The organism is Streptomyces sp. NPDC014891, from assembly GCF_043081085.1.
Taxonomy (GTDB): domain Bacteria; phylum Actinomycetota; class Actinomycetes; order Streptomycetales; family Streptomycetaceae; genus Streptomyces.
Genome location: NZ_JBIBWF010000001.1, coordinates 314,407 through 333,217 on the forward strand (window position 1 = coordinate 314,407; position 18,811 = coordinate 333,217).

Below are 18,811 nucleotides of genomic sequence, written 5' to 3' on the forward strand. Positions count from 1 at the left end.
ACGCGCGCTCCGCGCGGCACCGAGGCCGATCCGCACCGACACGGCCCGCCACGGCGCCCGTCGCCCGCATCAGGGGGGCGGGCGCCCGGGACACGGGCCGGGCACATACGGGCGCGGAGGAGGGATCCGTGATGGACCAGCAGAGCAGCGGCACGCTTGCCGAGAGGGTGGACGGGACTGCGCGGCAGACCTCCCAGGAGGTGGGATCGGCGATCAGGGACCTGGCCGTATCGGCACGGGAGCTGGAGATGGCGGAGACCGCCGCCGGGCTGGAGGCGACGGCGGAGCAGCTGGACGGTGACACGTTCGAGCTGTTGGTGGTGGGGGGCTTCAGGAGCGGCAAGTCGACCCTGACGGCCGCGCTCTCGCGCCAGGCCGGGGTCGTCTTCCGTGAGGTCTCGGGTTCGGGTCCGGCCGGACGTCCGGCCCTCACCGGTATCGCGGACAGGGCCGTGCAGCACTGCGACGCGGTGTTGAGGGTGTACCACTGCGCTGCCTTGAGCGGGGCGATCCGATCGGCCGGCGCCTCGGATCCGGCGCCCGAGGGGACGAAGGTCTTCAGGGTGGTCAACCTCTACCACGGACGGCCGGCCGACGATCGTGTCAAGGGATACGTGTGGAACATGCACGTGCGTGATCAGCTGGGTGGTCCGGCGTGGTCGGGGCAGGACCCGGCCTCGTACGGGATCCATTTCGTGGACGCCGAGCGGGCCCGGGCAGCCGTGGAGGCGGGGAACAGGGCCGAGGTGGAGGCGTCCGGTCTGGCGGAACTGGAGCGGCGGCTCGCCGACTTCCTGCTGGAGCAGCGGCGTCCGGCCCGTCTGGGGAAGTACGCCGCCCAGGCCGCGCGCCTGGCCGAGCCCGTCGAGCAGCACGTCCGGCAGCGGATCCGGGCGGCCCGTGCCGAGCAGTCCCGGCTCCGCGACGCCTGTGCGTCGGCGCTCACCGGCCTGGCGGACAGGGGGAACCGTCCCGCGGCGCTGCCCGCGCTGTTCTGCCGCTACCGCACCCAGGCCGAGGCCGCCCTCTCGGCCCGCCTCGAACGGCGCTTCGACGTCCTGAGCGACGGGCTGGGGCCCTTCGTGGCGGGTGCCGGGGCGGCCTTCGGCCCGGTGCCGGGTACGGCGCCGCAGGACGGGACGGCGAAGGCGATCGCGCACTCGGTACGGGAGTACGTCGCCGACGGTCTGGCGCGGTGGGCGGAGGAGGACGCCCAGGCGGTGCTCGTCCCGTTGGCTCAGGAGTTGTCGGGCGACCTGGAGAGGGAGCTGACCGCGATCGCCCGCCCGTACGCGGTCCTCCGCCGGGAGCTGACGGGGCTGGAGTCCGCGGCCGGGGAAGAACCGCCGGCCGGCTTCCGCCCGCGGTGGCTGTCGGCGGCGGGCGGCTTCCTCCCCGCCGGGTTCCGGGGACCCGGCGCCGCCGCGGCCGACACCCCGGCGGGCTGGGCGCGTGGGGTGGTCGGCGACGGGTTCATGGCCGAGTCGTCCGCGGCGGGTCCGGCGGCGGGTGCTGCCGGCCCCCGGGGACTCGGGGCGTCCACGGCCTCGGCCGCGCTGCACGGCGACGGGGTCGGCGACACGGACGGGGAGCAGCGGCTGAGGGCACAGGCCGTCTCCCTCGGCGGCAGCGCCCTGCGGGACCTGTGCCGCCAGCTGATCCCAGCCGTGGTCGTACGGCTCCGGCGGGATGTCGACGCCCTGGAGGCCACGCTGACGGCGGAGGTCACCGAGGCGGTCGCCGGGGTGGAGGGGGAGATCCGCGCCCTGGTGGACGGGTGTCGGCAGCGGCAGGCGGAACTCGACCGGGAGCAGGCCCGCCTCACCGGCATCGGCACCGCGGTCGCCGGTCGCCTGCGACGGCTCCAGGAGGCGCTCGTCACCGGTCGGCCGGTGCGGCCGGCCGTCTCCGAGCCCCCGCGCCCGCGCCCTGATCTCGCCCTCCCGCCGGGGCTCGCCCAGGATCTGGCCCGCCACCACGCCGCGTTCCACCGCGACCGGATCGCGCCCGCCCTGGCCCGGGCCCAGGAGGTCCTGGACGCCCGGACGGTCACGGTGGTGTTCGGCGGCCACTTCAGCTCCGGCAAGTCCTCCCTGATCAACTGTCTGATCGGCCGCCCGCTGCTCCCGGTCGGCGAGATCCCCGAGACCGGTGTGCCGTGCGAGATCAGAAGTGGTCCGGTCGACCGGTTCACCTTCTTCGACGGGCACCGTAGTCAGGACCTGCTGCGCACCACCGAATCGATCGCCAGGGTCGTCTCCCTGATCTCACGCAGCGGTCTCTACCGCTCCGAGGTCGTCGGGGGTGAGCGCCGGTTGCTGTTGGAACTCGCCCGCTCGCCGCTCCCGCCCGAGACGCGCTGGATGGACTCGCCGGGCATCAACGACACGGCGGAGATGACGGCCCGGTCCCTCGCGATGGCCGCCGAAAGCGACGTGCTGGTGTGGGTGGTCAACTCGCGGCAGCCGATGTCCACCGTCGAGGAGGAGTTCCTGCGCGGCCACCGCGAGCGGCACGGGCCGGACTCCGTCGCCGTGCTGGTCAACGTCTTCCTGGCGGAGGACACCCCGGGACGCTGGCAGGAGTACCTCACCACCCGGGCGCAACAGCACCGCGACCGCCTGGAAACGGCACTGGACGGTGCCCTGCCCACAGAGCTGGCCTTCGTCAGTGCCCGCGCGGCGGCGGCCGACCGCGACGGGTACGGCGGCCCGCAGGCCCGTGCCCTGATGGACGGTGTCTCCCGCCTGGGAGCTCCGGCGGTGACCGCCGCCCGCGACGGCAGGGTGGCCACCCTGCTCCAGGCTGCGGCCGAGGAGACCGAGGCACTGCTCCAGGGCCGGCCGCGAGCCTCGGACGCGCTGCACGCACTGCGACACCACCTGGTGGACCGTGCCGCCTCCTACTGCCCCCAGGTCCCGGACCGATCGGAGGGGACCGGATGAGCGGCGTGCTCGGCATCGATCTCCAGTACACCTGGAGCACGTTGGCGCTCGGCGAGGGGCGGCCCGTCCCCGGCGGCACCCGGGTCTGCCTTCTAGGCGACGGATTCCGCACCCTGGTACCCAACGCCTGCCGTCACGAGCCCGGATCCTCGGAGCGCACCTGGGGCAGTCCCGCCGCCCTTCGTGCGCTGGGCGAGGGCCCGGCCGACGCCAACCTGCTGACGGTGTGGCGCACCGACCCCTGGTCCCCGGACTTTCTGGACGGGGTGCGCGAGCGGACCGCCCGCTGTCTCGGCCTGCCGCGGAGCGACCGGAAGCCCGCTCTCCGGCCGGTCCTGTGTGCCGGACCGGGCACGCCCCAGGACGCGGCCCGCCGCCTGGAAGAGGCGGGTCTCGGCACCCCGGTCGGGATCGGCCCCGCTCAGGCGCTGGCCTGCCGCTGGCTCGCGGGCGGAGGCACCCTGCCGGACCGGAGCATCCTGCTCGCGGTGGTGTGCGCCGAACGGTCGACGGCGGTCGAGGCCTACCAGGTGCAGTGCGCGGAGGGCCGGCCGCTCCGCCTCCGGCCCGCCGGCGCATCCCTCCTCGACGTCGGCGCCGGGCCGTGGGGCTTCATGGTGGCTCGGGAGGTTCTCGCCCGCTGCCGGGAGGATGCCAGGGCGGGCGATCTGCTGCCCCTGCTGGACTCGGTGCGGGAGTACGCCGCTCAACTCCACTCCGGCGCACCCGTTCCCTGGGCCGGCGCGCTCGCGGGACAGCTGTTCGAGCGGCTGGTCCTGAGCCGCGACGACCTCGCCCGGCGGCCCGAGGTCGCGGACACCGTCGAAGCGCTGCGGACCGTGGCCGAACGCGTCGCCTCCGTATCCGGTACGGCCTCCCGTCCGAGCCTGATCCTGCTCGGTGGAGCGGGTGCGGCCTGGCCGTTCGTCCATGACGCCCTCCGTGGCCCGGCCCCCGTCTGGCGCAGCCCGGACCCGTACACCGACCTCGCGGTGGGCGCCGCCCGATGGCCGGAGCTGCGCGAGTACTTCCACCCGGCCGCCACGGCCCCGTACCTGACCGCCCCGTCCGCCGACACGGCGGTGGACCTCACCGCAGCCGCGGCCTCCGGCTCCGGCTCCGGCTCCGGCTCCGGCTCCGGTGGGACGACACCCGCCGCAGTCCTCGGCGACCACACCGGCCACCTCGTCGACGAGGGGACCGACCGGCGCAAGGACGACGAGAACCTGCCCCCGTGGCTGCGCTGATTCCGCCTTCCCTTCCCGCCCGGCCCCCGGGAGCCGCGCCCGCCCCCCAGAACGCGAGGCATCCCCACCCCGGTCCGACGGCCGGGCCATCTCCGAAGGAGTTCCGATGACGTCCGTGCCACCGCAGGGTCACGGTGCCCCGCCTCCGTCCCACAAGGCCCTCGTCTCCACGGCGGCCTCCCCCGGCACACCCGTCGGACCGGCGCCGGCTCCGGCGGACGAGGCCGCCCAGAACCTCGCACCCCTGCTGCTCGCCATGCTGGAACGCCGCTACCTGACCGACCTCGACCCCGCCCACTGGATCATCGGCGCCCCCGGCCACACCTCCGCGACCACACCCTCCGCCGCACACCCCCGCCTGCACGAGATCCGCGCCCTCGGCAAGCCCCCGGCCGAGTACGCCTGGGCCGATGCCGTCCCTCAGGCGCTCACCGCGTGCCACGGCGCCGGGCACCTGCTCAGCGTCGCCATGCACGGCGACGGGCACGGGCACCGGATCCACTGGGGCGGACGGCGGCTGCCGGGCGCCTCGCGCGGCTCGACGGAGGACTTCCTCCAGGCCCAGGCGGGAGTGCTGGGCGCACACGTCCCCGGGCTCGTCCTCGGTCCGCCGGAAGCCCCGGACGAGGGCTCCTACGCGGGCCTCTCGGCCTTCCTGCGCACCGCGCCGGCCCTCGCCCTGGTCACCGGCATCCCCGCGCCCTTGCACGGCCGGACCCCCGCCGCCTTCCAGTCGCTGGACCACCTCGCCACCGTACTCGGAGCGCGCCGCTACGCCCTGGTGGTCGCCGCGGAACCGCTCCCCGCCGACGATCTCGACCGGACCCTGGACCACTGCCGCCGGATGCGGAGCGAGATCCATGCACTCGTCCGACGGACCGTCAGCAAGCAGCATGCGGAGAGCAGTTCGATCTCGACCGGCGAGTCCGCCGCTCCCGCCCATGGTCTGACCGCCGAACTGTCCGCCCTGGCCGCCTTCTGCTCCATCGTCGGCGTCCTGCCCGGCGCGCACATGGCACGCACCGCGGCCCCCGTGCTGCACCAGCTCGCCACCGGAGCCCCTGGCGCCCGCGCGGCAGTGCAGACCACCAAGAGCCACTCCAGCTCCACGAGCGAGGGCATCGACGTCCTCAACGTGACCGCCGAGGCGTGCGAGCAACTGCTCCAGCGGCACATCGAACGGCTCGAAGCCGCACGCGCCCAGGGCTGGTGGCGCACCGCCGTCTATCTCGCCGCCGACAGCGACGGCACCCTCGCCCTGGCGGCCGGAGCTCTGCGCGGCATGTGCAGCGGCGAGGCCACCGCCCTCGACCCGCTGCGCGTCCTGACCCTGCCCGCCGGCACCCTGCGCCCGGCCGTGACGGGCGGCGAGATCCTCACGCTCACCCCCAGCGGCGGCCCCGGCCACCCGCTGGGCCCCGCCTACGACGCCCTCGCCACCTGTATGACCTCGGCCGAACTCGCCCTGCTGGTCGGCATGCCGCGCCGCCCCGTTCCCGGCCTGCCCACCGTCGACATCGCCGAGTACGCCCTGTCCGCCCCACCGCCCGTCCGTCCGGCCGTGACCGTCGGACGGCTCCTGGACTCCCGGGGGCACGAGCACGCACCGGTCACCTTGTCGGGCCCCGCCCTGAACCGGCACGTCCTCATCGCCGGGATGACCGGCTACGGCAAGACCACCACCGCCAAGAACCTGCTCCTGGACGCCTACACCGAGCTGGGCATCCCGTTCCTGGTCATCGAACCGGCCAAGGCCGAGTACCGGCACCTGGCCCGCCACCCCGCGCTCCGCGGCCGGCTCCGCGTGTACGGAATGGGCCCGGACGCGGAACTGCCGCTGCGCCTCAACCCGTTCGTGCCCGTGGCCTCGATCCCCCTGTCCCGCCACATCGACCTGCTCAAAGCGGTCTTCAACGCGTCCTTCCCGATGTTCGCCGGCATGTCCTACGTCCTGGAGGAGGCCATGCTGGAGGTGTACGGCGAACGCGGCTGGGACCTCCACACCTCCGCCAACGAGGTCCTGGGACGCCGTCCTTCCGCCCCGGACGTCGCCGCTCTCACCCCCAGCATCCGAGACCTGCACGCCAAGATCGAGGAGGTTCTCGACCGGCGCGGCTACGGCAGGGAGGTCCACCAGAACCTCGGCGCGGCCCTGCGCTCCCGACTCGGCAGCCTGCTCGTGGGCGCCAAGGGCATGGCCCTGGACACCCGACGCTCCGTACCCGTCGAGGACCTGTTCACCCGGCCCGCCGTCATCGAGCTGCGCGACCTCGGCGACGACGAGGAGAAGGCCTTCGTCATGGCCCTGCTCCTGTGCAGGCTCCACGAGTACGCCGAGTCGCGCGGGGCCGACGGCGGGGCCGACGGGGAGGAACTGCGCCATCTGACCCTCATCGAGGAAGCCCATCGGCTGCTGCGGGCGGCGCGCCAGCCCTCCGGCGCCGACGTGCCCGACGCCCAGGCGAAGGCCGTCGCCATGTTCACCGACATGCTCGCGGAGATGCGCGCCCACGGCGAGGGGTTCATCGTCGCCGACCAGGTTCCCACCAAACTCGCACCCGACGTCGTCAAGAACTCCAACGTCAAGATCCTGCACCGGCTCGCGGCCGTGGACGACCGCGCGGTCGTGGCCGCCGCGGTCGGACTCACCGAGCAGCAGAGCCGCCACCTCGCCACCCTGCCGCCGGGCGTGGCGGTCGTGCACGAGGAACGGATCGGCTCCGCCGTCCTCGTCCGCGTGCCCCGAACTCCCGGCGGCAGCGATGCGGGCCCCACGACGCCGGGCCCGACGGTCCCCGCCGCGGACAGCGGGTCCGGTACCACCGGCGCACTCACCCGCGCCGACCGCTCCTATCTGCACCGCCACGGCGGCTGCCGCCACTGCCCCGCACCGTGCACCGTCCTGCACCTCGCCGACCGCCCCGGCCGTCGGCCGGCCACCGACCGGGCCCTCGCTCCCTTCTTCGCACGGCTGCTCCTCGGCACCCCGGAACAGCTCTGGGACAGCTGGACCGGCTGGCGCGACGGCCTCCACGCCGAACCGGCCCGGACACCGGACCACGGAGCGGCCTACTGCACGTTCGCCCAGGCGGCCTGGCGACACCTCGCCGCCCTGCTGCCCGCCGCCGACGGCCCGACCGGTGCCGATGACGCTGCGGAACACCTCCTGGCACGCGACCGGGCCGCGCGCCACCTCGCCAGGCTCTGCGACGGCTGGCTCACAGCCGAGCGGCTCGACACGGCGGCCCGGAAGCTGCTCGCCGAGGTGCGGGAGGCCCTGGGTGCCACCATCTCCGCCCGGCCGCCCCGAGAACTCCCCGGCTGCGCCGACTGCCCCGGACGCTGCCAGGCCCTGCCCCTGGTCGCTCCCCGGCTGCCCGCCTTCGCCACGGCGGTCGGCGCCTGCGCGAACCGCCCCGTTCCCCTCGACACGCGCCTGCGCCAGCTCGGCGCCCTTGCCGAGGAACACCTTCCCGACGCCTGCGCGTTCCTGCCCGAGGGCCGGGCCCGCGACACCCTGCTCTACTGCATGACCGTCAACGCCACCGCGCCCGCCCACGACGGTCGCCCCGCGCCGCCGCGGAGCGCCGAGTGCGAGCAGACCCTCACCGCGCTCCGCACCCCCGGTCCGCGGTAGCAGCCCGAGGAGAGGATGCGGGACGGTACGGATCGCGCGAGCCCGGTGCCGAGTCCCGCTCAGCCGCCGCCGGCCCCGCGCCAGGACCTTCGCCGCCAGCCCCCACCACCGAGAGCACACCGACTACCTGCGGTTGCACATATGGCGCGTGTGCAATTATTGTTGAGGCGCGTAAAGAGATGCCTCAAGCAATTCAGGAAGGGGGCGAGCCATGCCGCTCGCACTACTCGCTCTTGCGGTCGGAGCCTTTGGCATAGGCACGACCGAATTCGTGATCATGGGACTGCTGCCCGACATCGCCGCCGACTACGGTGTCTCCATCCCTGCTGCCGGCCTGCTCGTCACCGGTTACGCCCTCGGCGTCGTCATCGGCGCGCCGCTGCTCACCGTCTTCGGGGCCAAGGTCAGTCGCAAGCACATGCTGATGCTGCTCATGGGCCTGTTCGTGCTCGGCAACCTGCTGTCTGCGCTCGCCCCGAACCTGGGAGTGATGCTGACCGGCCGCGTCGTCGCCTCACTCGCCCACGGGTCGTTCTTCGGCATCGGGTCGGTCGTCGCCGCCGAGCTGGTCGCGCCGGAGAAGAAGGCAGGCGCCATCGCCACCATGTTCACCGGGCTCACCGTCGCCAACATCGTCGGCGTGCCGCTCGGCACGTTCATCGGGCAGGCCCTGGGCTGGCGCACCACCTTCGCGATCGTCGCCGCGCTCGGTGTCGTCGGGCTGCTCGGTATCGCGAAGCTCGTCCCGGCCATGCCCCGCCCCGAGGGCGCCCGCCTGCGCGGCGAGCTGAAGGCGTTCCGTAACCCGCAAGTGCTCCTCGCGATGGCGATGACCGTGCTCGGCTTCGGCGGTGTCTTCGCCGCGATCACCTACATCGCGCCGATGATGACCGAGGTCGCCGGCTACGCGGACGGCTCGGTGACCTGGCTGCTCGTCCTCTTCGGCATCGGCATGTTCCTCGGCAACCTGCTCGGCGGCCGCTTCGCCGACCGTGCGCTGATGCCCATGCTGTACGTGGCCCTCGGCGGCCTGGCGGTGGTGCTCGCGCTGTTCACGGTGACCGCGCACCACAAGATCCTCGCCGCGATCACCGTCCTCCTCGTCGGGGCGCTCGGCTTCGCCACCGTCCCGCCGCTGCAGAAGCGCGTCCTGGACCAGGCCCACGGCGCGCCCACCCTGGCCTCCGCCGTCAACATCGGGGCCTTCAACCTGGGCAACGCCCTCGCGGCCTGGCTCGGCGGCCTCGTGATCGCCGCCGGCTTCGGCTACACCGCCCCGAACTGGGTCGGCGCGCTCCTCGCCGCCGCCGCTCTGGGCCTCGCCCTCTGGTCCGCGGCCCTGGAACGCCGGGCTCCCGCGAGCGCGGAAGCCCTCGTGTCCGGCCCGGTCTCCGCGGAGACCGCCGGTTCCGCTGCGAACGGCGCCGGTTCGGGCCGTACCGCCGGCGGCGACGCCGAGGCCCTCGTCCCCGCACGCCGCTGACCCACCCCCTACCCACAGCCCACAGCCCACAGCCCACAGCCCACCTCACACCCGATCCCATCCCCACCCCCACCCCCATCCCCATCCCATTCCCAGGAGAAGTGCCATGACCGCCCGCACCGCCGTCGCCCCGCTGACCACCCAGGACGCCGAGACCCTGCTCTCCGCCGCCCGTGACGCCGCGGAGGCCGCCGGGGTCACCGTCAGCGTCACCGTCCTCGACGCCGGCGGCCACCTCCTCGCCTTCCGCCGCGACGACCGCGCCGTACTGATCTCCGGCGAGACGAGCACCCGCAAGGCGTACACCGCCCTCCAGCTCGACGCCCCCACCGCCGGTCTCGTCGACCTGGTGAAGCCGGACGGGCCCTTCCACTCGCTGACCACGGCCCTGGACCGCCCGCTGCTCTTCATCGCCGGCGGCGTCCCCGTCCACCGGGACGGCGTCCTCGTCGGCGCCGTCGGGGTCGGCGGCGGCGCACCCGAGCAGGACCACTCCTTCGCGGTCGCCGCCACGGCCGCCCTCGCCTGATCCCGCGCGGCGCGGGCGGCCCCCACCGCCCGCGCCGCTACGCGGACACCGGGAAGGAGTCCGCCACCGTCGCCGGGAGCGGCCGCAGCGGCGGATCGGGCGGCTCGTGCAGGGCACGGAGAAGGGCGTCCGAAGGGGGCAGCGGCGCCGGGCTCCGGAACGTCGGCCCGCTCGCGCTCACTCCCGCGCCCGCGCGCGGACCGGGCGCAGGGCGCCGTCCGCACGGAGGTCGGCGAGGGTGGGGTAACCGTCGACGGCCATGATCAGGTCGGCTTCGGCGAGGAGCGCACGCAGGACGTGCACGATGCCGTCGGTGCCGCCGAGGGCGAGACCGTACGCGTAGGGGCGCCCGACCCCCACGGCCGTGGCGCCGAGCGCGAGGGCCTTGACCACGTCGGCGCCGCTGCGGACGCCCGAGTCGAAGAGGACCGGGAGTCCGTCGGCGGCGGCGACCACGTCGGGGAGCGCGTCCAGGGCGGGCAGCCCGCCGTTGGCCTGGCGACCGCCGTGGTTGGAGCAGTAGATGCCGTCCACGCCGCCGTCCCTGGCGCGGCGGACGTCCTCGGGGTGGCAGATGCCCTTGAGGACGATCGGCAGGTCGGTGAGGGAGCGGAGCCAGGCCAGGTCCTCCCAGACGAGCGGCTTGCCGAAGATGCCGACCCACTCCAGGACGGCCGCCCGGGGATCCTCCTCGGGGCTCTTCGCGAGGCGGGCGCGGAAGACGGGGTCGGAGGTGTAGTTCGCGAGCGCGTGCCCGCGCAGCTGGGGGAAGTTGCCGGTGGCGAGGTCGCGGGGCCGCCAGCCGGTGATCCAGGTGTCCAGGGTGACCACGATGCCCCGGAAGCCGGCGGCCTCGGCGCGGCGCACGAGGCTCTCGGCGAGGTCGCGGTCGGTGGGCGTGTACAGCTGGAAGAAGCCGGGAGTGTCGCCGAACTCGGCGGCGACGTCCTCCATGGGGTCGACGGTGAGGGTGGAGGCGACCATCGGCACGCCGGTCCGGGCGGCGGCGCGGGCGGTCGCCAGGTCGCCGTGGCCGTCCTGGGCGCAGAGGCCGATCACGCCGACGGGCGCCATGAACAGCGGGGACGGCAGCTTCAGACCGAACAGGTCGACGGACAGGTCGCGCCGGTCCGCGCCGACCATCATGCGCGGCACGAGCCCCCAGGCGCGGAAGGCGTCGGCGTTGGCCTCCTGAGTGAGTTCGTCACCCGCGCCGCCCGCCACGTACGACCACAGCGAGGGCGGGAGCGCGGCCCGCGCCCTCGATTCCAGTTCGGCGAAGGTCATCGGCTGCGTGGGCAGGACGCCGAAGAGTCCGTCGAAGTAGATCTCGTGCTGGTAGTCGCCGTAGTGCTGGGGCATGGGGTGACGTGTCCCTTCCGGTTCCTGTCGGCGCGCCCGGGTCGCCCGGCCGCGGTCGGCCCCCATCGTGCCCTCCGCGCGCGCCCGTGACCATGGAACGGCGGCCGGGAATGTACGGGGTGCGTGCGGGAGGGTCCGGGCAGGGGCGGTGGTCAGGAGCGGGACGCGGTCCTGCATCCGTCGTCGGGGCTGCCGGGGTCGCCGAACACCGGCTTGCTCCGGTCGTAGGGATCGACGGTCTCACCGTCGGCGCCGTCCCCGGCCCGCCGCGTGCCGAACTCGGGGGCGAACCAGCCGGCGCCGGTGTCGCAGCCGCCGTTGGTCATGTCGACCTTGTACGAGACGAGGGAGAGCGTGCCCCGTTCGGTGACGACCTTCGCGGGGTCGTCCCAGCTCACCACGACCTCGCGCCGGACGATCGTGCGCACCACCTCGTCGCTGCCGGGCGCGGCGGACACGACGGGATAGACGTAGGTGACGTCGGTGGTCACCAGCAGGGCGCCGCGCTCGCCCTCCCGGAAGGTGATCCGTCCCCGGGCCTTGACGACGTCGCCGACCGGGCGCGCGTGGGACGGCTGGAAGCGGCTGAAGAGCAGGAGCGGGTCGTCGTCCTCGGTCGGGGCGGTGAACGCGGCGGCCAGGTAGTCCTTGAAGTCCGTCTGGTGCGGGTTGACGAGGGCGATCGCCCGGGCGGGGCGCTCGCCGCGGAGCACCGCCGGGTCCAGGCTCGACGCGACGAGGAAGTCGCGCGTCTGCCGGAGGGCCTTCTCCACCTGTGCCGTGCTCATCCAGCCGGTCGCCCGGGCCGGTGGGACGCTGATCCCGGCCGCGCCGTCCGCCCAGCGGGCGGCCGGAGATCCCCTGAACGGCTGGTCGAGCGTGGCGAGTCGGGCCGGTTCCACGGGCGGCGCGCCGGTGGGACGCTCCGACTCCTGGGCGAGCGGCGCGCCGGCCGTCCCGTCGTCCGAGGAGCCGATCACGTCCCACGGGTCGAACGCCGCGACCAGCAGCGCCGCGGCGGCCAGCAGGCCGAACAGGTACCGGCCCTTCCCGCGCCGCCGGGCCGGGGTGGTCGTGTAGGTGCGCCAACCATTCTCGTCCGAGGGCGTGTTGCGCAGGCGCTCGGTCACCTCCCGTGCCCGGGCGGACGGTTCCTCGGGCGCGTCGGCGACGCCCGCCACGGAGTCCTTCAGGAACTGCTCCCACACGTCGTCCGGTGGGACGAATCGCCTTGTTCCCCACGCCGGTTCACGGCCCACTCCTCGTATCGCACACACCCGACCGGGTGGCCCACCCCCGGGGCCCTCGCATGATCGCACGGCGGATCCGGGGGTGTTGAGGCAGGTCAGGCCCGTCCGGGACCCGGGCGGCGAGGTCAGGCGTACGGGTCGAAGGGGATGCCGGCCGGCTTGGCCTCGGCCAGGTGGGAGGCGAAGCTCCCGTCCTTCAGGCCGAACGTCGCGCTGCCGAAGTCGGCCTGGGTGAGCTTGTCGCGCAGGCCCGCCGGGTAGCCGTTCCAGCCGACCAGGGCGGGGAACTGCCAGGCGTGCTGGTGGTTCTCGGGCGGTTCGTCGTTGGAGTTGGCCGGGCGGAAGCAGTGGGTGCCGATCCCGTCCTTGTGGTAGACGACCTTCGCGTGGGTGCCGTCCCAGCGGATGGAGTCCCGGCCGTAGGTGTTGAAGTCGCCGTGGGCGGAGGTGGAGACGTACTGGGCCTGGTTGTTCTGGACCCAGACCACGACGTGCTCCCAGTCGTGGCGGTGGCCCCCGAGGCCGCTGCCCCAGACGGCCTGGTCCTTCTCGAAGTACAGGCCGTAGAGGATCGCGCACCAGCCGTTGTTGCACTTGGCGCGGGAGTAGCCGTTGGTCTGGGTGAGGTCCCAGGAGTCGCGGCACTGGCCGCTCACGGTGCCGGACGGCTTGAGCCCGGCGTTGAGGGTGCCGTCGGGTCCGATGGCGGCGGTGGAGTAGCAGCCGTCGGTGTCGTAGTCGAAGGCCGGCTGGAAGGTCTGCTCCAGGGCGTCGGCGTTGGCCGGGAGGGCGGGGGGCGGTGCGGCGAACGCACTGCCGGGCAGGGCGATGGTCATCGTGAGGGCGGCGGCGAGGGCGAGGGCGCCCCTGGTGGCGTACACCTGTGTCTTCACTGTGTCCCCTGGGTCGGGCGGCATGATGCGACAGCCCACATCTTGGCATGGACAGATCACTCACAGGAGGGGCCGGACCGCGAACGCGGACCGAATCCACGGCGAACCCGATGCCCCGTCCGCGGGATTCGACTAGACGAGACGTATCGTCTCATCTATGGTGGGCGTCATGACCACCACCGCGTCCCCCGCGCACATCGCCATGTTCTCCATCGCCGCGCACGGCCACGTGAACCCGAGCCTGGAGGTGATCCGCGAGCTCGTCGCCCGCGGCCACCGCGTCAGTTACGCCGTCCCCGCGTCCTTCGCCGAGAAGGTCGCGGAGACGGGGGCCACGCCCGTCGTCTACACCTCGACCCTCCCGACCGACGACGACCCGGACGCCTGGGGAACCGAACTGATCGACAACCTCGAACCCTTCCTGAGCGATGCCGTGCAGGCCCTCCCCCAGCTCGCCGCCGCCTTCGACGGGGACGAGCCGGACCTCGTCCTCCACGACATCACCTCCTATCCGGCCCGCGTCCTCGCCCACACCTGGGGCGTACCGGCGGTCTCCCTCTGGCCCAACCTGGTGCCGTGGGAGGGGTACGAGGAGGAGGTCGCCGCGCCGATGACCGCCGAGCTCAAGGCCTCACCGCGCGGCAGGGCGTACTACGCGCGGTTCGAGGCCTGGCTGGCCGAGCACGGGATCGACACCGACCCGGAGAGGTTCGTCGCCCGCCCGGGCCGCGCGCTCGTCCTCATCCCCAAGGCCCTGCAGCCGCACGCCGACCGGGTCGACGAGTCCGTCCACACCTTCGTCGGCGCCTGTCAGGGTGAGCGCGCCGACCAGGGAGGCTGGGAGCGGCCGGCCGGCGCGGAGACCGTGGTCCTGGTCTCCCTCGGCTCCTCCTTCACCAAGCAGCCCGGCTTCTACCGCGACTGCGTGGCGGCCTTCGCCGGCCTCCCCGGCTGGCATGTCGTCCTCCAGATCGGGAAGTTCGTGGACCCGGAGGAACTCGGCGACGTCCCGGATAACGTCGAGGTGCACTCCTGGGTCCCCCAGCTGGCGATCCTCCGGCAGGCCGACGCCTTCGTGACCCACGCGGGCGCGGGAGGCAGCCAGGAGGGACTGGCCACGGCCACGCCCATGGTGGCCGTCCCGCAGGCCGTCGACCAGTTCGGGAACGCCGACATGCTCCAGGCCCTGGGCGTCGCGCGGCACCTGCCCATGGACGAGGTCACCCCGGAGCGGCTGCGCAAGGACCTGCTCGCGCTCCTCGGCGACCCCGAAGTACCGCGCCGCGCCCGCGAGATCCGGGAGTCGATGGCCCGCGAGGGCGGCACCCGCCGGGCCGCCGACCTGATCGAGGCCGAGCTCACGGGACGGTGACCCGCGCGAAGCCGAACCGGGCGGCGGCGGGCCGACCGGAGCCGAGCCCGCCGGAGTCGGCGGGTGCCCCTTCCTCCCCGTGGGTGCGGACCGCACGGGGACGAACGGGCGCCGCCCGCCCCGCCCCGGTCAGACCACCGCGCCCGAGCGGTCGGGGCCGCGGGCCCCGGCCGCGCGCCGCGGCCGGTCGGACTCGCCGCCCGAGGCCGTGGCCGCCGCCGGGTCGCCCGACTCCAGGACCACGGCCAGCGGCATCGCCGTGAACACCGTGGACGCCATGCCGAGCACGACACCGGCGAGCAGGGCGACGGAGAAGTCCGCGAGCGAGTCGCCCCCCAGCACGGCGAGCGCCACCAGGACGAACAGCGCGCCCATACCGGTGTTGACCGTACGGGGGAGGGTCTGGGCGACGGCCCGGTCGGCGAGGTCGGCGAGCGGGACGCCGCCGCCCCGGCGCCGCAGTTCGCGCAGCCGGTCGAGGACCACCACCGAGTCGTTGACCGAGTAGCCGACGACCGTCAGGAGCGCGGCGAGGAAGACGCTGTCCACCGGCTTCCCCAGCCAGGCGAACAGGCCGATCACCAGCAGCACGTCCTGGGTCATGGCGGCCACCGCCGCCGTCGCGTACGTCCAGCGGAACCGCACGGTCAGATAGAGGAGTTGGGCGGCGACCGCGAGGCCGAGGGCGAGGAGGGCGTGGGTGCGCAGCTCGCCGCCGAGGCTGGGGCCGATCAGATCGTCGCGTTCCACCTCCACCGGTCCCGCGACGCCGGTGAGGGCCTCCCGGATCTCCCGCTGCTCGCCGTCGCCGCTCTCCCGGACGCGGACCGACACGTCGCCGTCGCCGGTCGTCTGCACGACGGCGTCGGGGAAGCCCGCCTCCGTGATCGCCGCTCGCGCCGCGTCCGCGTCGACGGGCCGCTCGGCCGCGTACTGCACGACGCGGCCGCCGGTGAACTCGACGCCGAACTCCACGCCCCGGACGCCGATTCCGGCGAGGGCCGCCAGCAGGAGTCCGGCGCAGGAGAGCAGCCAGCGGCGCCGGTGGGCCATCAGACGCGGCACCCGGCGGGTCAGCCGGGTGCGCAGCCGGCCGAGTCCGGCCATGCCGGTGACGGCCGGCCTGCGGCGGACCGCGGGCAGGCGCAGGACGAGGTCGGCGAGGAGGCGGGTGACCACCATCGCGGTCAGGAGCGAGGTCAGGACGCCGATCGCCAGGGTGACCCCGAAGCCCTTGACGGGGCCGGTGGCGAAGACGAAGAGCAGGCCCGCCGCGAGCAGGGTGGTCACGTGGGAGTCGGCGACGGCGCTCCACACCTTGCCGAACGCCGTCGTCAGCGGGCGCCGCAGGTCCCGGCCGTTCCCGGCCCGGCCCAGGGCCGCGTGCTCCTCCCTGGCCCGCTCGAAGACGAGGACGTTCGCGTCGACGGCGATACCGATGGCGAGGACGAAGCCGGCGAGGCCGGGAAGGGTGAGGGTGGCGCCCAGGGCGACCACGGCGGCGTACGAGATCAGGCCGTAGAGGAGCAGCGCGGCGGTCGCGAGGACGCCGAGGAGGCGGTAGACCGCCATCACGAAGATCCCGGTGCAGGCGAGACCGATCACCGCGGCCCAGGCGCTGGCGCGGATCGCCTCGGCGCCGAGCGTCGGGCCCACGGTGCTCTGCTCGATCGTCGTCACCGGGACCGGCAGGGCTCCGCCCTGCACGAGGGCCGCGAGGTCGCGGGCGTCCTGGGCGGAGAATCCGCCGGTGATCTGTGCGGACCCGCCGCCGATGCCGGAGCCGCAGGGGACGCCGGTCTGCATGGCCGGGGCGGAGACGACGCGGTCGTCGAGGACGATCGCGACCCTGCGGGCGGGGTCGCCGGGCGCCGCGCAGGCGGCGTCGCCGGTCAGCCCGGCCCAGGTGCCGGCGGCTCCGTCGCGGAAGACGAGGTCGACGGTCCAGCCGCGGCCGCTCGTGGTGTCGAGCACGGCGTCGGCGCTCTTGACGCCGTCGCCGGTGAGGGCGGGTGCGGCGAGGGCGAGGAAGCGGCCGGGCGCGTCGGGGTCGGCGAGGACGCGCGACGCCCCGCTCCGGCCGCCGGATCCGGCGTTCGCGTCCGGGCCGGCCGGTCCCCGGGCCTCGCCGGTGACGGCGTGGAAGGTGAGCTGGGCCGTCCGGCCGATGACCTCGGCGGCCTGGCGCGGGTCGCGCAGTCCGGGGAGTTCGACGACGATACGGCGCTCGCCGGAGCGGGCGAGCGAGGGTTCCGCGACCCCCAGCCCGTCGACGCGCTTGCGGAGCACCTCCAGGGCGCGGTCGGTGGACGCGGCGTCGGCGCGGACGGTGGGTCCGTCCTCGGTCTGGAGGACGATGCGGGTCCCGCCGCGGAGGTCGAGTCCGAGGCGGGGCGGGGTGGTCAGGGTGATCCAGAGGGACAGGGCGACGACGGCGAGCGCGAGCAGCGCACGCCAGATCGTGGAACGAGAGGAACGAGAGGAACGAGAGGAACGAGAGGACTTAGAGGACACAGAGGCTCCAACGGGCGGCGCACGGCGGCGGCGCGCGCCCGCAGCGGGGCGGAGCGCGCCGGCCGTGCCGGACGTGTGGGTGGATGCGCGTCGTGGACCGGTCCGGGGCATGCCGAGGGCCCGGACGGCGACGCGGGGAACGTCAGCTGTGCCGGGTGGAGGGAGGGCCGCGCGGGGCCCGCGGGTCGTGGGCCGCGCCGGGCGGTGCGCGCTCGCGGCGGGGGTCGCCGGCGAGGACGCCGCGGGCCGGGAGGGAGAGGTCGAGCGGTACGGCGGCCGCGCCCGGGGGCGTGACGGGGATCCGTACGGGGTTCTCGACGGCGGCGGGGAGGCGCACGACGGCGGTGGGCGCGAAGTGCGGCTCGGGAGCGGAGGCGCGGGCGCCGGCGCCGTGGGCCGGCGCGGAGTGCGGCGTCCCGGTCGGCGCGGAGACCGGCGTGCCGGCCGGGGCGTAGACCGGCGTGCCAGCCGGCGCGTAGACCGGTGTCCCGGCCGGGGCGGAGACCGGCGTCCCGGCCGGCGCGTGGCCGGCCGCGGCCGGGTGGCCGGTCGGTGTCGCCGCCGGGAGGACGAGGAGGGACCAGACGGCGCAGAGCATCGCGGGCAGCAGGGCGACGAGTCGCCGCGTCGAACGACCCACCGTGCCCCTCCCCTCCCACGGCCCGTCGAAGGCCCCGGATTCCCGGGCCTCAGCCTAGACCCTGTCGTCGCCCGGCCGTCCGCCCCGGACCGCGAGGGGTTCGACGGCGAGTCCGGCCCGCCCCGTGTGGGCGAGCGCCACCGCGCCCGCCACCGCGCCGACCGAGTACGGGAGCTGAGTACGCGTGCTCATGCGGGGGCCGGGCCGTTCTCGCACGATGAGCGGGTCAGCCCGTCCTCGGAGCCAGGGGGCCCCTCGTGCTCAGCCGTCTCGCCGCCCACGTCGTCCCGTTCTTCTGCCGACTGACCGTCACCGCCGACCCCGCGGCCCGCCTCGAACCGGGCAGCATCCTGGTCGTGAACCACACCTCGACGGCCGACCCGGCGCTCGTCCTGGCGGCGCTCCGCAAGCGGCTCGCCGTCGAGCCGGTGCTGCTCGCCACCGCCGGGCTGTGGCGGATCCCGCTGCTCGGCCGGGCCCTCTCCCGCGAGGGGTACGTGCCCGTGCACCGCGGCTCGGCCCACGCCGCCGCGGCGCTCGACCACGCGGCCGTGGCGCTCGCCTCGGGACGGCACGTGATGCTGTACGCCGAGGGCCGCATCCCGACGCGGCCGGACTCCGGCGAGAACCCGCCGGAGGCCTTCCGCACCGGACTGGCCCGGCTCGCCGGGGCGACCGGGCGCCCGGTCGTGCCGATCGGGCAGGCGGGGGCCCGGCGCATCACCTCGGGCGGGCGGGTGAAGCAGATCGCCGGGGTGCTCACCGCGCCGGTCCGTCGGCCGTGCCTGCACGTCCACATCGGTGCGCCGCTGCGGCTGCCCTCCGACGTGACGACCGCGACGCAGCTGGCCCACGGAGCCGTCACGGCGGCCTGGCGTACGGCGGCCGGGGCGCTCGGCGAGCCCGCGGCGACGGCGGACGGGCGGGGCTGAGCAGGAC

General features: G+C 74.7%; 12 protein-coding genes and 1 pseudogene. 7 read left to right on the plus strand and 6 right to left on the minus strand.

Annotated elements, in window-relative coordinates; genetic code table 11:
• Positions 1-131: 131 nt before the first annotated feature.
• The 5 genes from ACF09E_RS01350 (at position 132) to ACF09E_RS01370 (ending at position 9,841) form a co-directional block, all read left to right on the plus strand.
• Positions 132-2,945: a dynamin family protein gene (locus tag ACF09E_RS01350; RefSeq protein ID WP_392203842.1), complete on the plus strand. Its 2,814-nt coding sequence runs from the start codon at positions 132-134 to the stop codon at positions 2,943-2,945.
• A complete protein-coding gene (locus ACF09E_RS01355) occupies positions 2,942-4,192 on the plus strand; it encodes a hypothetical protein (RefSeq protein WP_392203270.1) in 1,251 nt (416 codons plus the stop codon). The genes ACF09E_RS01350 and ACF09E_RS01355 overlap by 4 nt, the downstream gene beginning before the upstream one ends.
• Before the next feature lie 106 nt (positions 4,193-4,298).
• Positions 4,299-7,829, plus strand: a complete 3,531-nt coding sequence (locus tag ACF09E_RS01360) for an ATP-binding protein (protein WP_392203271.1) — start codon at positions 4,299-4,301, stop codon at positions 7,827-7,829.
• 211 nt (positions 7,830-8,040) lie between these two features.
• Positions 8,041-9,312, plus strand: coding sequence for an MFS transporter (locus ACF09E_RS01365; protein WP_392203272.1), 1,272 nt, complete (start codon positions 8,041-8,043; stop codon positions 9,310-9,312).
• 106 nt (positions 9,313-9,418) lie between these two features.
• Positions 9,419-9,841 carry a heme-binding protein gene (locus ACF09E_RS01370; protein WP_392203273.1) on the plus strand — a complete coding sequence of 141 codons (423 nt, stop codon included), beginning with the start codon at positions 9,419-9,421 and terminating at the stop codon, positions 9,839-9,841.
• A 177-nt stretch (positions 9,842-10,018) separates the two neighbouring features.
• Here the strand turns inward: ACF09E_RS01370 and ACF09E_RS01375 are convergent, their stop codons facing one another.
• The 3 genes from ACF09E_RS01375 to ACF09E_RS01385 form a co-directional block, all read right to left on the minus strand.
• Entirely contained in the window at positions 10,019-11,203 is a 1,185-nt protein-coding gene (locus tag ACF09E_RS01375; protein ID WP_392203274.1) for an alpha-hydroxy-acid oxidizing protein, read from the minus strand.
• 152 nt (positions 11,204-11,355) lie between these two features.
• Entirely contained in the window at positions 11,356-12,411 is a 1,056-nt protein-coding gene (locus ACF09E_RS01380) for a hypothetical protein (protein WP_392203275.1), read from the minus strand.
• Positions 12,412-12,578: 167 nt separating this feature from the next.
• Positions 12,579-13,289: an NPP1 family protein gene (locus tag ACF09E_RS01385; protein ID WP_392203843.1), complete on the minus strand. Its 711-nt coding sequence runs from the start codon at positions 13,287-13,289 to the stop codon at positions 12,579-12,581.
• Positions 13,290-13,472: 183 nt separating this feature from the next.
• Between ACF09E_RS01385 and mgt the strand changes: the two are divergent.
• Positions 13,473-14,718, plus strand: a pseudogene (mgt, locus tag ACF09E_RS01390) (macrolide-inactivating glycosyltransferase).
• Between the two features lie 129 nt (positions 14,719-14,847).
• Here the strand turns inward: mgt and secD are convergent.
• The 3 genes from secD to ACF09E_RS01405 form a co-directional block, all read right to left on the minus strand.
• Positions 14,848-17,232 carry a protein translocase subunit SecD gene (secD, locus tag ACF09E_RS01395; protein WP_392203276.1) on the minus strand — a complete coding sequence of 795 codons (2,385 nt, stop codon included), beginning with the start codon at positions 17,230-17,232 and terminating at the stop codon, positions 14,848-14,850.
• A 142-nt stretch (positions 17,233-17,374) separates the two neighbouring features.
• Entirely contained in the window at positions 17,375-17,872 is a 498-nt protein-coding gene (locus ACF09E_RS01400; RefSeq protein ID WP_392203277.1) for a hypothetical protein, read from the minus strand.
• 54 nt (positions 17,873-17,926) lie between these two features.
• Positions 17,927-18,064, minus strand: a complete 138-nt coding sequence (locus ACF09E_RS01405; protein ID WP_392203278.1) for a hypothetical protein — start codon at positions 18,062-18,064, stop codon at positions 17,927-17,929.
• A 65-nt stretch (positions 18,065-18,129) separates the two neighbouring features.
• Between ACF09E_RS01405 and ACF09E_RS01410 the strand changes: the two genes are divergently transcribed.
• On the plus strand, positions 18,130-18,804 hold the full coding sequence (locus tag ACF09E_RS01410) for a lysophospholipid acyltransferase family protein (RefSeq protein ID WP_392203279.1): 675 nt from the start codon (positions 18,130-18,132) through the stop codon (positions 18,802-18,804).
• The last annotated feature ends 7 nt before the right edge of the window (positions 18,805-18,811 follow it).

What these genes read in the sequence shown, in the direction of transcription:
- ACF09E_RS01350 (WP_392203842.1), top strand. Translation starts at nt 132, where the DNA reads ATGGACCAGCAGAGCAGCGGCACGCTTGCCGAGAGGGTGGACGGGACT.
- ACF09E_RS01370 (WP_392203273.1), top strand. Translation starts at nt 9,419, where the DNA reads ATGACCGCCCGCACCGCCGTCGCCCCGCTGACCACCCAGGACGCCGAG.
- ACF09E_RS01405 (WP_392203278.1), bottom strand. Translation starts at nt 18,064, where the DNA reads ATGAGCACGCGTACTCAGCTCCCGTACTCGGTCGGCGCGGTGGCGGGC.
- ACF09E_RS01360 (WP_392203271.1), top strand. Translation starts at nt 4,299, where the DNA reads ATGACGTCCGTGCCACCGCAGGGTCACGGTGCCCCGCCTCCGTCCCAC.
- ACF09E_RS01375 (WP_392203274.1), bottom strand. Translation starts at nt 11,203, where the DNA reads ATGCCCCAGCACTACGGCGACTACCAGCACGAGATCTACTTCGACGGA.
- ACF09E_RS01355 (WP_392203270.1), top strand. Translation starts at nt 2,942, where the DNA reads ATGAGCGGCGTGCTCGGCATCGATCTCCAGTACACCTGGAGCACGTTG.
- ACF09E_RS01365 (WP_392203272.1), top strand. Translation starts at nt 8,041, where the DNA reads ATGCCGCTCGCACTACTCGCTCTTGCGGTCGGAGCCTTTGGCATAGGC.
- ACF09E_RS01385 (WP_392203843.1), bottom strand. Translation starts at nt 13,289, where the DNA reads ATGACCATCGCCCTGCCCGGCAGTGCGTTCGCCGCACCGCCCCCCGCC.